The sequence below is a fragment of the Actinoplanes sp. NPDC023801 genome, from assembly GCF_040639655.1.
Taxonomy (GTDB): domain Bacteria; phylum Actinomycetota; class Actinomycetes; order Mycobacteriales; family Micromonosporaceae; genus Actinoplanes.
In genome coordinates this window covers 246,242-259,698 of record NZ_JBFAAI010000004.1, presented here as the reverse complement: position 1 = coordinate 259,698, position 13,457 = coordinate 246,242, and the positions used below count along the sequence as shown (strand labels likewise).

16 protein-coding genes are annotated in these 13,457 nt (G+C 69.7%); 7 read left to right on the top strand and 9 right to left on the bottom strand.

From position 1 onward, the window contains the following. Positions 1-76: 76 nt before the first annotated feature. Entirely contained in the window at positions 77-1,600 is a 1,524-nt protein-coding gene (locus AB0G04_RS11105; protein ID WP_360980214.1) for an MFS transporter, read from the bottom strand. Positions 1,601-1,850: 250 nt separating this feature from the next. Between AB0G04_RS11105 and AB0G04_RS11100 the strand changes: the two genes are divergently transcribed. The 6 genes from AB0G04_RS11100 (at position 1,851) to AB0G04_RS11075 (ending at position 7,557) form a co-directional block, all read left to right on the top strand. Continuing rightward, complete coding sequence (locus AB0G04_RS11100) at positions 1,851-2,297, top strand: hypothetical protein (RefSeq protein WP_360980211.1); 447 nt, start codon at positions 1,851-1,853, stop codon at positions 2,295-2,297. Between the two features lie 141 nt (positions 2,298-2,438). Next, on the top strand, positions 2,439-3,002 hold the full coding sequence (locus AB0G04_RS11095; protein ID WP_360980208.1) for a hypothetical protein: 564 nt from the start codon (positions 2,439-2,441) through the stop codon (positions 3,000-3,002). Between the two features lie 1,443 nt (positions 3,003-4,445). Further along, positions 4,446-5,393 carry a tyrosine-type recombinase/integrase gene (locus AB0G04_RS11090; RefSeq protein WP_360980205.1) on the top strand — a complete coding sequence of 316 codons (948 nt, stop codon included), beginning with the start codon at positions 4,446-4,448 and terminating at the stop codon, positions 5,391-5,393. A 24-nt stretch (positions 5,394-5,417) separates the two neighbouring features. Beyond that, positions 5,418-5,573: a hypothetical protein gene (locus AB0G04_RS11085; protein ID WP_360980202.1), complete on the top strand. Its 156-nt coding sequence runs from the start codon at positions 5,418-5,420 to the stop codon at positions 5,571-5,573. 135 nt (positions 5,574-5,708) lie between these two features. After that, positions 5,709-6,704 (top strand): hypothetical protein, encoded by a 996-nt coding sequence (locus AB0G04_RS11080; RefSeq protein ID WP_360980199.1) that lies wholly within the window; start codon positions 5,709-5,711, stop codon positions 6,702-6,704. A 55-nt stretch (positions 6,705-6,759) separates the two neighbouring features. Continuing rightward, positions 6,760-7,557: an AAC(3) family N-acetyltransferase gene (locus tag AB0G04_RS11075; protein WP_360980196.1), complete on the top strand. Its 798-nt coding sequence runs from the start codon at positions 6,760-6,762 to the stop codon at positions 7,555-7,557. A gap of 118 nt (positions 7,558-7,675) precedes the next feature. On the opposite strand, the gene AB0G04_RS11070 is transcribed toward AB0G04_RS11075, so the two are convergent. Together AB0G04_RS11070 and AB0G04_RS11065 are read right to left on the bottom strand one after the other, a co-directional pair. Continuing rightward, positions 7,676-8,095: an organic hydroperoxide resistance protein gene (locus AB0G04_RS11070; protein ID WP_360980193.1), complete on the bottom strand. Its 420-nt coding sequence runs from the start codon at positions 8,093-8,095 to the stop codon at positions 7,676-7,678. After that, positions 8,092-8,520: a MarR family transcriptional regulator gene (locus AB0G04_RS11065; protein WP_360980190.1), complete on the bottom strand. Its 429-nt coding sequence runs from the start codon at positions 8,518-8,520 to the stop codon at positions 8,092-8,094. Before AB0G04_RS11065 ends, AB0G04_RS11070 begins: the two co-directional genes overlap by 4 nt. Before the next feature lie 78 nt (positions 8,521-8,598). Between AB0G04_RS11065 and AB0G04_RS11060 the strand changes: the two genes are divergently transcribed. Continuing rightward, the gene (locus AB0G04_RS11060) at positions 8,599-9,102 is read left to right on the top strand and encodes a GNAT family N-acetyltransferase (RefSeq protein WP_360980187.1); all 504 of its coding nucleotides are present in this window, start codon (positions 8,599-8,601) and stop codon (positions 9,100-9,102) included. Between the two features lie 103 nt (positions 9,103-9,205). On the opposite strand, the gene AB0G04_RS11055 is transcribed toward AB0G04_RS11060, so the two are convergent. The 6 genes from AB0G04_RS11055 to AB0G04_RS11030 form a co-directional block, all read right to left on the bottom strand. After that, entirely contained in the window at positions 9,206-10,063 is an 858-nt protein-coding gene (locus AB0G04_RS11055) for a sigma-70 family RNA polymerase sigma factor (protein ID WP_360980184.1), read from the bottom strand. Between the two features lie 198 nt (positions 10,064-10,261). Continuing rightward, entirely contained in the window at positions 10,262-10,615 is a 354-nt protein-coding gene (locus AB0G04_RS11050) for a DUF6204 family protein (RefSeq protein WP_360980181.1), read from the bottom strand. Between the two features lie 16 nt (positions 10,616-10,631). Next, a complete protein-coding gene (locus AB0G04_RS11045) occupies positions 10,632-11,459 on the bottom strand; it encodes a sugar nucleotide-binding protein (protein WP_360980178.1) in 828 nt (275 codons plus the stop codon). A gap of 23 nt (positions 11,460-11,482) precedes the next feature. Next, a complete protein-coding gene (locus tag AB0G04_RS11040; protein ID WP_360980175.1) occupies positions 11,483-12,178 on the bottom strand; it encodes a hypothetical protein in 696 nt (231 codons plus the stop codon). After that, complete coding sequence (locus AB0G04_RS11035) at positions 12,175-13,041, bottom strand: ABC transporter ATP-binding protein (RefSeq protein ID WP_360980172.1); 867 nt, start codon at positions 13,039-13,041, stop codon at positions 12,175-12,177. The genes AB0G04_RS11040 and AB0G04_RS11035 overlap by 4 nt, the downstream gene beginning before the upstream one ends. Next, positions 13,038-13,406 carry a GntR family transcriptional regulator gene (locus tag AB0G04_RS11030; RefSeq protein WP_360980169.1) on the bottom strand — a complete coding sequence of 123 codons (369 nt, stop codon included), beginning with the start codon at positions 13,404-13,406 and terminating at the stop codon, positions 13,038-13,040. Before AB0G04_RS11030 ends, AB0G04_RS11035 begins: the two co-directional genes overlap by 4 nt. Positions 13,407-13,457: the final 51 nt, after the last annotated feature.

Sequence of the window (13,457 nt, the reverse complement as noted above, 5' to 3'; positions counted from 1 at the left end):
CGCTACTCGTGCGAGCACGGCGAGTAGCTATTCAGCCTGCCCGTCGCCTACCCGGTCGTGATTCAACAAGGGGTGTTCACCCGGCGTGGGTATCGGCTGCGGCCGGGGATCTCTGCTGGGTGCCGGTGCCGGTGCCGGTGGTGACGGTGACGGCCACGAGCACGGCGGCGGCGACCAGCAGGACGGCGGCAGCGAGGTAGGCGGTGGCGTAGCCGTGGCTCAACGCCTGCTCCGCGTGGGCGACCAGGTCTGCGTCGCCGTCGGCGAGTCCGGTGTGCAGTGCTGTGGCGGCGTCGGGCAGCCGGGTGGCGGCGGCCGTGGCCGAGACGGTGGTCAGGACGGCCAAGCCGATGGCCGCGCCGATCTGCTGGGCGGTGTTCATCAGCGCGGAGGCCACGCCGGTCTCCCGCGGGTCGACATCGTGCACGACGGTGAGGGTCATCGGTACGAACGCCAGGCCCAAGCCGGCGGACGTGAGGAACAGCGGCGCCATCAGGTCGGTCCAGTAGCCGGCGTTCGCCTGCAGCGCGGACAGCCAGAACATGCCGGCGGCCGCGATCAGCAGGCCGGGGATGGTGATCGCCCGCGTCGGCAGCTTTTCGACGAGCTTGGATGCCACGCCGGAGGCCAGGATGATGCCGGCGCCGAACGGCAGCGCGGCGGCCCCGGCCTGCAGCGGGCCGAACTGCAGGACCTGTTGCATGAACAGGGTGGCGAGATAGAAGGTGCCCATCAGGCCGGCGCCGATGAACAGCACGGTGAGGTAGGCGCCGGAACGGTTGCGGTCGGCCAGCAGCCGTAGCGGCAGCAGCGGGTTGCGGCTGCGTGCCTGCCGCGCCACGAACAGGACCAGGGCAGCGAGGGCGAAGGTGAAGACCGTCAGCGTGATCGGGTCGGTACAGCCGTACTCGCCGGCGCGGGTGAAGCCGTAGGCCAGGGCGGTGAACCCGGCGGTACCCGTAACGGCGCCGAGGGTGTCGAGACGGCCGGTGTGCCGCTCGCCGGCGACGAGGATGCGGGTGCCGGCGAGGACGGCAATGCCGATCGGGATGTTGATCAGCAGGACCCACCGCCAGCTCAGCGCACCGGTCAGCAGCCCGCCGAGCAGGACGCCGCCGGTGATGCCGAGGGCGGACATCGCGCCGTAGACGGCCATGGCCTTGTTGCGTGGTGTGCCCGCCGGGAACGTGGTGGCGATCAGGGCGAGCGCGTTCGGGGCGACCAGCGCAGCGCCGACGCCCTGGATGCCGCGGGCGGCGATCAGCAGCTCACCGGTGGGCGCGAGCCCGCCGGCCAGCGACGCGGCGGTGAAGACGATCAGGCCGAGGCGCAGCACCCGCAGCCGGCCGTAGAGGTCACCGGCCCGCCCGCCGAACAGCAGCAGACCGCCGAACGCCAGGACGTAGGCGTTGATCACCCACGGCAGCGCCGACTCCGACATGTCGAACTGCGCCTGGATGCTCGGCAGCGCCACGTTGGCGACGGTGTCGTCCAGCACCATCATCAGCTGCGCCGTCGCAATCACGAGCAGGGCCCGGCCCAGGCGGCCACCGGCTCGTGCGCCGGCCTCTGGAGCGGTTGCCGGTGCGGTACGTGACATGGCTGCGTCCTCTTGTTCGATCGGCGGTCCTCGGCATATACCCCCTGGGGGTATAGTCGTGGCAACAGGCCAGCCAGTGCGGATATTTCCGTGAGGTCGCTTCCTGGCCCGGACAAACTCCCGCTGATGTTCGAACCGGGTCCTCTCCCGCCCCAGATGCTCCTTCGCCACCGAGGATCAACCACTCCGACCCGACCGGCCACGTACTCGACCGCCCCGTCGGCACGCGGCGACCGCTACCTTGTGCGCCATGAACTACGACTACTTCGCCGCCCCTTCCGACGCGGCCGCCATGGCGATCCTGGACCGGCCCGGGAATCCGGGTCAGTCGCCGGCGGACGCCGGCCTACTCTCCGAGCTGGTCGACGACGGGGTGGGGTTCTCCCAGGAGCTCGGCTACTACGCCCGTCTCATCCTGGGTAGCGACACCGACATCGACCTCGAAGACTGGGAGCATCGCATCGACGCCACCCCGGACGAGCGGAGGGTCATTCTCCGGGTGCCGCCGATCCTGGTCCGGGCCATCGCAGACACCGACATCGAGCACCTGCACAGCCTGGTCCCGGCCTGGGCGCAGTTCCCGTACTTCGCCGAGCGCAACCCGGACCGCCTCCGCACCTTCGCCACCGACCTGCACCGCCTGTGCCGGACAGCCACCGAAGCGAACGGCGGCGTCTATTCCTACGGATACGCCTGACCCACCGGCGCCGTCCGGCGAACGCGCACCATCGCATACGAGGGCGTCGACCCGCAGGACGCGCCGTCCGGCGGGACAGCGGCGTACGGCCTGCGGTTGTAGGGTGCGGTGATCGTCTTGCCGGCCCGACCCGGAGGTGCCGTGGCCACCGAACCTACCGTGCGCGATGTCGTCGACAGCGCGATCACACTGCGGCTGGTGACCGCCGAGAAGGCCGCGGTCCTGTCGGACTGGTCGGATCGTCCGCTGTCGGAGTACGGCGGCGGTGACACCGAGGCCGAGGTGGCGGTCGGTGTGCTGATCGGCCTGCAGGTCGGCTTCGAGGTGCACAGTGACGACGTCGACGACCTGGTCTCCGGCTACAAGGGGGCGTTCGAGGAACTGACCGCGTGCACCGACGGCCTGGTCACGGTCGCCGACGTCGAAATCGTCGAGGCCGCGAAGGGTTACGACGTGCTGCGGTTCCGCCTCAACGGCGAGCTGGTCGAGTGGACGGTCGAGCACCGCGGCGGCGACTACCTCGACCAGATGCCCTTCTTCGAGAACATGGACGCGTTCACTGCACCGGCCGTACCGAAGCGGTGGGCTCTGATCGACATCGACGGCGAGCCCCTGCCCGGGCGGTACGTCTTCGGCGAACCGGCCGCTCTGCACGCGTTCGGCGAGCGGTTCGGTATCACGTTCGAGGTCTACCCCGCTGGATGAGGCCACGGCGCGGTTGATGAGCAGGCGGCCGGTTCCTCGCCGGGCTGACGCCTACAGAGCTGGACGGGCTGTACTTCCTGAACGACTTCGACCGGGATCTGATCGCCGAGCGCCGGCGGGATGAGAACCCGATCGGCTTCGGGTTGCAGGTGGCGGACTGACCCGAAGCCGTGTGGGTCGAACGACCGCCGCCACGCTTCGGCCACCGGGCGCACTCGGCAACATCGCACCGGGCTACGACACGATGAAGTCACCCTGAGTAAAGTCGACGTCTGGAGCGTCGCGCCTCCGTCGCGGTGTCGCCCACCGCGAGTAGACGACCCGTTCGCAAGCGCAACTACCAGGCCTCCTGCGCAGATCCCGGTGTAAATCGCAGGAGACGTCACCATCCGGACCGGTCCTGTATTCCGATGATCAAGGCGCCGCAGCGGCCAGCACTGCACCGCACGGCGATTACCCAAAGTGACACTCCAGCGTCGTCGTTACTTGCGAGCCGGGGGAGAGGTGGACACCTCCGCCGGGTGAACCGCGCGCCATGCGGCGGCGGTGCGCGGAAGGGAGACGCGTGAGCGGGGAAGGCAAAACACGCGGACATCGCGTCGCGACGCAGGAGGCGGCGCATCTCCAGGGCTGGTGCGCGCCGACCGCAGACTTCACGGTGTCCGGTGAGCTTGTCGGTGCCGAGCGGTTGTGGAGGTGTGCAACCGCCGAATCGATCGTCAAGGTCTCGTCAGGCCCCTCGGCACACGAGAACACTCGATGGTCATCAGATGCGGAGAACGAGCCCTGTCAGGTCGCCTTTCGGCGCGGAAGGCGCCCAACCCAGCAGGGCGTCCAGGTGGGGTCGGTACCACGATATTTCTCAGGTCGATAATCAATATTATGTCAACCAAGCGCCGGAAGGGGTGGCACCGCACCCTCCCCAGCGCCACTGAAGACGCCACACGGTGCTGAACACACGAAGCCCCATCGTTCAGCCGGGCACAGCACGCGATCGCAGCGCACCTGGGGCTTTGCGGATATGACCGGCACCCCGAAGCACCGCCGTGGATCGCCGCCAGGCGCCGTCGGCGATTGCAGTCGCGAACCGTCTGCCACTGCCGATGGCTGGACCCGCTCGCCAAGGAGCTTGGGAATGCACGGGCCTCGTGCAGGCCGCCGGAACGGCCCAGAAGCTTGCCAAGGGCGACGGCTCTACTTTGTGAAATGCGCGAACCGGCTCGTCGCGGTGCAGGAGAAGGCATATCTCCAGGGCTGGTGCGCGGGTTGATCCTCCGCTCCCCAGCCGGCCAGGCCTGGCCTTGCGCGGGGTTTGACGTGCCAGCACGGCTGCCTTCAGAGAGCAAAACGGGCGAACTGCGTGCAACGTGACTTACTGCGCGAGCAGGTTTGGTCTTGGCCTTGAAGTGCACGAACTGTAGAAAATGCTGCATAATATCCCTTATGCAGCAGATGTCAATCACTGAGTTGATCGGCGAGTTCCTGGCGGCGCGGGCCACGCGTAAGCCTTCCGTGCACACGCTGGACGCGTACCGCAGGGATCTGGGTTCGGTGGTCCGGCTGGCGGAGCCTGCCCCGCTCACGGTGAGTGACCTCTCCCCTCGCGTGCTCCGGGGGGCGTTCGCCCGGTTCGCGGCGACCCGCTCCCCCGCGTCGGTATCGCGGGCCTGGTCGTCGTGGAATGCGTTCTTCTCGTTTCTGGTCACGGAGCAGGTGATCCCGGGGAACCCGATGTCGGCGGTGGACAAGCCGAGGCAGACGGCACTGATTCCGAAGCCGTTGCGGGGTGAGGACACGCCGGAGGTGCTGTTGCGGGCGGTGAGCCGTAAGGACGATACGCAGCGTGATCCGTGGCCGGAGCGGGATGTGGTGGTGCTGGCGTTGGCGTTGTGTGCCGGTCTGCGGCTGTCGGAGATGCTGGCGCTGCGGGTGGGTTCGGTGAGCGGGCGTGCCGGTGAGCGGCGGGTGGAGGTGGCCGGTAAGGGCGGGCGTCCGCGGACGGTGCCGATCGAGGACGGGCTGGATGCCGCGGTGGTGCGGTATCTGGAGAGCCGGCGGGTGCGGTTCGGGCGGGTGGGGGCGACCGCTCCCCTGCTGGTGGATCGGCGTGGGGTGGCGTTGCAGCGGGGTGGTCTGCAGTATCTGGTGCGTTCGTGTTACCGGCGGGCGGGGATCGGTGACCGGGTGCCGCGGGGTGCGCAGTTGCATGCGTTGCGGCATACGTTCGCGACGCGGCTGGCGGAGGACGGGGCGAACGCGTCGGAGATCATGCGGTTGCTGGGGCATGCGTCGTTGGCGACGTCGCAGTCGTACATCGAGGTGACGGCGGAGCAGCAGCGTGCGGCGGTTCAGGCGAATCGGACGAATCGGGTGTTGAGCGAGTTGGGTTGACATCGGTCTGTCAGAATCCCGGGCATGAGCGAGGAGAAGTTCAACCGGCGGTCGCTGTTCGGGCGGGTGCTGCTGGTGGCCGGTGGTGCGGCGACGTTGCTGACGCTGACCGGTTGCCCGGGTGGCGATCAGGGTGACGACGACGATGACGATGGTGGCGGTGAGGACGACGACGATTGAGCTGGTACGGGTGTGATGCCCGTTGCTGATGGCCGCCGCTCCCCTGTCCGGGGTGCGGCGGTTGTCGTTGTGGCTGACTTTCGTCTGTCGGCGGGTCGATACCGATGACGGAGATCGTCGACTTTCGGTGACTGGATGTGGCGGCCGGGTGGCGGCACGGTGGTCGGCATGCGGGTATTGGCGTTGTGGGTGCTGGCGACGTGGTGTGCCGAGTGCGTGTGGGGTGGGTTCACGGTCGTCGACTATCCGGTGGTGCTGCTGTTCCTGGGTCCGTTGTACGGCAGTGCGGCGGTGCTGATCCGTGAGGTGGTGCGGCGCCGTGGTGGTGGGTGGCCGTCGATGGCGTTGCTGGCGGCGGCGTTCGGGCTGGTGCAGGCGGGGCTGGTCGATGTGTCGTTGTTCGACCGTGGGGCGCTGGCCGGTACGCAGTTCGCCGGGTGGAACGAGTCGGCGGCGCGGACGCTGGTTCCGGTGCTGGGGTTCAGTGCGGAGCAGTTGTTCGATTTCGTCGGCAATCACGTGTGGTTGAGCATTTGTGCGCCGATCGCGGTGGTGGAGGCGTGTTCGAGTCCGCGGCGGCGTCGTGAGCCGTGGCTCGGCCGGTGGGGGGTGGCGGGGCTGGCGGTGCTGTATGTGGTGGCGAGTCTGCTGATCCGGTCGGACACCGGTTATGACCCGTCGGCGGTGCAGGTGGGTTTTGTGGTGTCGGCGGTGGTGGTGCTGGTGGGGGCGGCGCTGTGGTGGCGTGGTGGTGCGCGGCGGCGGCGGGAGGGTGGTCCGGGTCCGTTGGTTCTGGGTGCCGGGGTGCTGGGGGTTCAGTTGGCGACGTGGTTTTTCGGTACGGATTGGTGGGGTACGGGTCTGCGGGTGGCGGTGCTGGTCGCGGTTGTCGTGCTGGTGGTGCGGTGGTCGGTGTCGGAGCGGCATGTGCTGGCGGTGTGGGGTGCGTGTCTGGTGTCGGCGGCGGGTGCGGCGTTCCTGGCTCCGCCGTATGAGGCGGCGCCGGGGTGGCTGATGCTGGTCAGTGATGTGATCGGTGCGCTGGTCGTGGTGTCGGTGCTGGTTCTGGCGTACCGGCGGCTGGGGGCCGGCCGGTTGTCGCCGTCGGTCGCTGCTGGTGGCGTTGGGTGATGGGCCGGTCGATTATTGCGGCGACAGTGGGCGGGGGTGTCGGGATACTGGCGCGGTGAATCAGGAATCGCCGCACACGGTCACGTCGCTGGCTGCTGATCTGCGGACGCTGGGGTTGGTGGTCGGGGACGTCGTGATGGTGCATTCGTCCTTGCGGTCGATCGGGTTCGTGGCCGGTCATGTGCAGGCGGTGGTTCATGCGCTGCTGGAGGTGCTGGGGCCGGAGGGGACGTTGGTGGTGCCGGCGCACACGTCGTACAACTCGGATCCGGCGGGGTGGCGTAATCCGCCGGTGCCGGAGTCGTGGTGGCCGGTGATCAGGGCTGAGAATCCGGGGTACGACCGGGTGTTGTCGCCGAGCCGGTGGATGGGTGCTCTGGCGGAGTCGGTGCGGACGTGGCCGGGGGCGGTGCGTAGTGGGCATCCGCAGGTGTCGGTGGCGGCGGTGGGTGCGCGGGCGGCGGAGATCGTGGCGGAGCATCCGCTGGCTGACGAGCTGGGTGACGGGTCGCCGCTGGGTGCGGTGTACCGGTTGGACGGCAAGGTGTTGCTGATCGGGTGCGGGCATGCGAACAACACGTCGTTGCATCTGGCGGAGGTGCGGCAGGATCAGCCGTCGATGTGTGACAGTGCGGCGGCGGTGCGGGACGCGGATGGTTCGGTGCGGTGGGTGACGTGGTCGGCGCCGGAGACCGACATCTGCGATTTCGATGAGGTGGGTGCGGCGTTCGAGGCGGCCGGGCCGGTGGTGGTGGGCCGGGTCGGTGATGCGGAGTCGCGGTTGATGTCGCAGCGGGCTCTTGTTGATTTCGGTACGGCGTGGATTGCCGAGCGGCGTTCGCCGCGGCTGTAGCCGGGGCCGGTGGGATTGCCGGGCGGCGTTCGCCGCGGTCGTAGCCGGGGCCGGTGGGTGTGCGAATGGCCGGGTCGCCGCGTGGGTGCGCGGGGCCCGGCCATTCGTGGTGTGCGGGTCAGGCGAGGTGGAGCTTGACGTCGATGTTGCCGCGGGTGGCGTTGCTGTAGGGGCAGAGCTGGTGGGCGGCGTCGAGGACGGCTTTGGCGGTGGTCTGGTCGAGGCCGGGGAGTTCGGCTTCGATGGTGGCGGAGAGGCCGAAGCCGCCGGTGGGCAGGGGGCCGATGCCGATGTCGACGGTGATGGCGGTGTCGGTGAGGGTGATCTTCTGGTGGGCGGCGACGCGCTTGACGGCGCTGTGGAAGCAGGCGGCGTAGCCGGCGGCGAAGAGTTGTTCGGGGTTGGTGAGGGCGCCGCCGGGGCCGCCGAGGTCCTTGGGGACGGCGAGGTCGAGGTCGAGGACGCCGTCGCTGGAGCGGACGTGGCCGCTGCGGCCGTCGCCGGTGGCGGTGGCGGATGCGGTGTAGAGGGTGCTCATGAGGGGTCCTTTCGCAGGGCGCGGTGCAGCAGGGTGTGCAGTTGGGTGAGTTCGTCGGTGGTGAGGCCGGTGGCGCAGGCGAGGGTCTGGGTGAGGTCGCCGATGTCGGTCTGGAGCCGGGTGCCGGTGTCGGTGGGGTGGATCCAGACGGTGCGTTCGTCGTGGGTGGCGCGTTCGCGGCGTAGGTGGCCCTGGGTTTCGAGGCGTTTGAGCAGGGGGCTGAGGGTGCCGCTGTCGAGTTTGAGGGTGCGGCCGAGGTCACGGATCGTGGTGGGTCCGTCGTGCCAGAGGACGCGCATGACGAGGTATTGGGGGTAGGTGAGGCCGTGGGGTTCGAGGTGGGGCCGGTAGAGCGCGGTCATCGCCCGGCTGGCCGCGTAGAGCTGGAAGCAGATCATCCGGTCGAGGGCGGTGCTCTCTCGCATGCCGAAACAGTAGTGCCCAATTTAGTTGTGCACAACCGATCGGTGCCGGAGGTCACCACCGTGTGTGATCATGCGGCCATGGCGTCCATCCGCTTCCTCAAGCTCTCCCCCACCGTCCTGGCCGCGCTCGTCGCCGGTGACCTCGACGCCGCGAGCAGGGCGGCCGGCCATCCGCTGACACCGTTCCTGGTCGAGGAGAACTGGCTGTGGGAGATCCGCCTCGACGACATCCGACGTGATCCGGAGGCCGCGGAGTGGATCGCGCGTGCGGTGATAGCCGAACCCGAAGGCGTGATCGTGGGCCATGGCGGCTTCCACGGGCCGCCCGATGCCGGTGGGGTGGTCGAGGTCGCCTACACGGTCGCACCGGAGTACCGGCGGCGCGGCTACGCCCGGGCGATGCTGGCGCTGCTGCTGGAACGCGCCGACGCCGATGCGCGGGTCACGGCGGTACGCGCGAGCATCCGGCCGGACAACATCGGCTCGAAGAAGGTGATCGCGGGCTTCGGCTTCCGCAAGATCGGCGAGCAGTGGGACCCGGAGGACGGCCTGGAGGACGTCTACCTGCGCGGGGCTGTCTGACCCGTACCACAGCGGAAGCCCGTACCGCGGCGGAAGCAAAAGCAGGCGGGGCCGCAGCGCACAAGGCGCGGCAGCCCCGCCGGGGACCAGGACCGGCCGCGCATCAGGCGGCGGCGGCCAGGCTTTGACCGTGCACGTCGGTGGCCGACAGCCGGGTGCTCATCGTGGAGCGGGCCGCGATCTGCGCGGCGTAGGCGGCCCGGCGCCGGGCCACGCAACCGTCCTTGGCCGCCGGCGACCGCTTCTGCTCCATGTGGGTGTTGAGGCCGTCGCGCAGCAGGGCCAGTGCCTCGGTACGCAGCTGCGACACCCGTGACTCGGTAACACCCAGCTCGGTGGCGACCTCCGACAGCGGACGCTCCTGCAGGAACGAGGCCTCCACGACGTAACGCAGCCGCTCGGGCAGCACGTTGACCGCGTCGTGCAGGTAACCGAGCCGCTCCCGGTGCAGCAGCATCTCCTCGGGATTCATCGAGGAGTCGGTGACCATGTCCTCGGCCGTGCCGGCCGCGAACCCCTGCAGTGACAGCACCGCGGCGCGCTGCACGTCGTCGTTGACGCTGGACAGTTCGCCGACCGCGACACCGAGCAGCTCGGCCAGTTCCTCACCGGTCGGGGTACGCCCGAGCTGGCGGGTCAGTTCCTCGCGAGCCACGTCGGCGCGCCGGGCCCGGGCCCGCACCGAACGGCTCGCCCAGTCCATGCTGCGCAGCTCGTCGAGCAGGGCGCCGCGTACCCGGACGGCCGCGAACCGGCCGAACGGGATGCCGCGCTCGGCGTCGTAGGCCTGCGCGGCGGTCACCAGCGCGGCGTAGCCGGCCGAGGCGAGATCGTCGCGGTGCACGTGCGGCGGCACCTTGAACAGCATCTCGCGGACCATGTGACCGACCAGCGCCATGTTTTCGCGGATGAGATCTTCCTGAACGCGGGTGACGGACTTGAGCTGGACGGATGCGGTCATTTTCGATTCCCCCTGTGTCGGCTGACCGGCTGACAGGGGGAACTTTTCGCGGCTACGGGTGCAACCTATGGGCACTCTTGGTTGCCGCTTGGTTGCACCGAGAATTTCTCCTCAAGTACGGATCAAGCCTTGCGCCGGCCGTGGGAGCAGCAGAAACCCCGGGCCGGCGACCGGTCAGCCCGGGGTCACGTCACCTGGTCATGCCTGCAGTTTGCGGCCCCGTTTGCCCAGCGGAACCTCCGACAGGTCCACCGTCTGCGAGGTGATGCGCTTGAAGCCGTAGCCCCGCTCGGTCATCCAGGCGGCCGCCTTGGCCTCCGCCCGGGCCGTCACCTTCGGGATGTCCCGCTCGTCGTCGACCTGCTCGGCGAACCGGAACGCGAAGAACGGCCGGGCCGCGAGGTCGTAGGTGAGGTGACCGTCGGCGGTGTACTCGACGGCGAGGATGTCGGCGTGCCGGTCCCCGGCGGCGGTCAGCTGCGCCTTCTGGGCGTCGGACAGATTGTCGAAGGACCCGCGGACGGTGACGCGGATGGTGCGGCTGGTGCTCATCGCGTCAGTATCGTGACTACGCCGGGACGCTTCCAACGAATTCCGTGGCCCCGCGCAGCCGTACCCGCAGCAGTCGTTGTGCCCGGGCGGTGACCAGCCGCAGGTCCGCCGGCCGGTGCAGCCCCAGCGCGGCCAGCGACGCCGCCGGGATCGCCGCCGGGTCCAGACCGTCGCGGCGGGCCACCAGCACCCCCAGCTCGTACCGGCTGACCGCGTCCGCGCCGGCCACGTTGAGCACCCCGGCATGATCGCCGGCGGCGAGTTCGAGCAGCGCGTCGGCCAGGTCGTCGACGTGCACCGGCTTGCGGATCTCGTCGGTGAACAGGGCCCCCTTCACCCGGCCCGCGATCAGGTCGTGGGTGAGGATCTCGTGCGCGCCCCGCCCGTCACCCATGATCAGGGAGGTCCGCACGACGGCCGCGCCCGGGTCGATCGCGCGGACCGCGGTCTCGGCGGCGGCCTTCGCCGCCCCGTAGGCGTACACCGGATCGGGCAGCGCGTCCTCGTCGTACTCCCCCAGCCGGCCGGAGAAGATCGCGTCACTGGACACGTGCACCAGGCGGATCCCGGCCGCCGCCAGTACCACGTGCGCGGCCCCGTCGGCGGTCGCCGGCCAGTCGTTGCGGTCGCGGCCGGCGGCGGTGTGCACGATCGCGTCCGGGCGCAGCCCGGCCACCACCCGGCGGACCTGCGCCGGGTCGCGGATGTCCAGGTGCACGGTCGCGGTCGGGGCGGGAGCCGACACGTAGGTGCCGGTCGCGTCCCAGCCCTGGGCCGCCGCGCGCAGCATGACGCGGCGGCCCAGACTGCCGTTGCCCCCGGTGACGAGCAGACGCCGGTTCACGCGGGAACTCTCTTGTCGGAGTTTCACGCGGGCACTTTATTACCCAGGGGCACGTCCCGGGCGTACGCCCACAGCAGCGCCCAGCCGATCACCACCGCCGCGGCCGTCACCGCCAGCAGCGCCGGCCCGCTCTGCATGGCCCCCTGAGCGAACGGCAGGCTGAAGTACCCGTGCGCCGCGCCGCCGTAGGTCAGCAGTGCCGCGGCCGGCAGCAGTGCCAGGGCGCCGGTGGCAGTGCGGCGATAGAGCGCGACGCCCACGAACGCGCCGGTCAGCAGGGCGATGGCCAGCATGCTCAGGTTCGCCACGAAGATCATCGGATAGTCGCCGGCCTCGAACGGCCGGTCCGGTTGCATCGCCTGCGTCCAGCCGGCCGCCCGGTAGAGCACCGCCTCGACGGCGTACACGCCGGTGATCAGAGCGGCCAGCACCACGGCGGTGACCAGCTGGAACGCCGGATGCTGCGTGGCGAACTCCCGGCGGGTCCGGCCGTGCACCAGCATGGTGCCCAGCAGTCCGGGGGCGCTGTAGCCGTACCCGACGGCCAGCCAGTGCAGCACCTGACCGGACAGGTCGACGCCGCTGACCGTGGCCGGGCCGCGCATCAGCACGGCCACCGCGACGATCACGCCGACCAGCAGGTACATCGCGGGCAGCACGATGGCCAGGAACGGCAGATGGGTGGAGAGCAGGAACCGGGCGATCGGGAAACGTCTCACGGCACACCTCCGGTCAGGTGGATGAACAGGTCCTGCACGGTCACCGGGCCCAGCTCCAGGTGGTAGGTGCCGGCCAGGGCGCGGCGCTCGTCGTCGAGGCCGCCGAACACGGTGACCTGTTTGGTCGGGCCGAGCGTGCGCTGCGACAGCACGGTCAGCCCGTACACGAAGTCGTCCACGATCTGCGCGGGGCCGGTCACTGACACCCCGCGTTCGCGCAGGTCGTCGATGTCGCAGTGCAGCAGCAGCCGGCCCTCGTGCAGGATCAGCACCTGCTCGAACAGCGGGCTCTGCTCCTCGATCAGATGGGTGGACAGCACGAACGTGCGCGGATGGGCCAGGTAGTCGCGCAGCAGCTCGTCGTGGAACAGCTGCCGGTTGGCGGCGTCCATGCCCAGGTGTGCCTCGTCGAACATGGTCAGCGGCGCCCGTGAGGCCAGGCCGACCACGATCGCGAACGCCGAGCGCTGGCCGCGCGACAGTGCGCCGAGGCGCTGCCGGCGTGACAGGCCGAACCGGTCCAGCAGTTCGGCGGCGTATCCGGCGTCGAAGGTCGGCCGCAGCATGGCGGCCATCGCCAGGATGTCGCGCAGGTTGTCGGTGCCGTCACCGACCATGCCGTCGTCGCGGATCAGGCAGATCCGGGTGGTGTTGCGCAGGTTCTCGAAGACCGGCTCACCGTCGAGCAGCACGGTGCCGGCGCTGGGCTTGCGGAAGCCGGCCAGCGCCGACAGCAGGGTGGTCTTGCCGGCGCCGTTGCGGCCCAGCAGGCCGTAGATCCGGCCGGCCGGCAACTCCAGGTCGAGGGGATGCAGGGCCGGCGTGCCGTCGAACCGGACCTGCAGGGCACTTGTGGTGATCATCGGCTGTCTCCCGGGATGAGCTGATGAATACGGGCCACGATGTCGGCGGCCGGGATGCCCAGGGCCCGCGCCTCGGCCGCCATCGGCTCGAGCACCTCGGCGAAGAACCGCTCGCGCCGCTGAGCACGCAACCGGGCCTGGGCGCCGGCGGCGACGAACATGCCGACCCCGCGCCGCTTGTAGATGACGCCCTCGTCGACAAGCTGCTGGAAGGCCTTGGCGGCGGTGGCCGGGTTGATGCGGTAGTAGGCGGCGTACTGATTCGTCGACATCACCTGCTCGTCGGCGTCCAGCACACCGCGCAGCACGTCGTCCTTGATCTGGTCGGCGATCTGCCGGTAGATCGGGCTGCGGTCGTCGAACATCCGCCACTCCCTTGGTTCGTTACTTCACCAACTAACCATAGAGCATGGCGC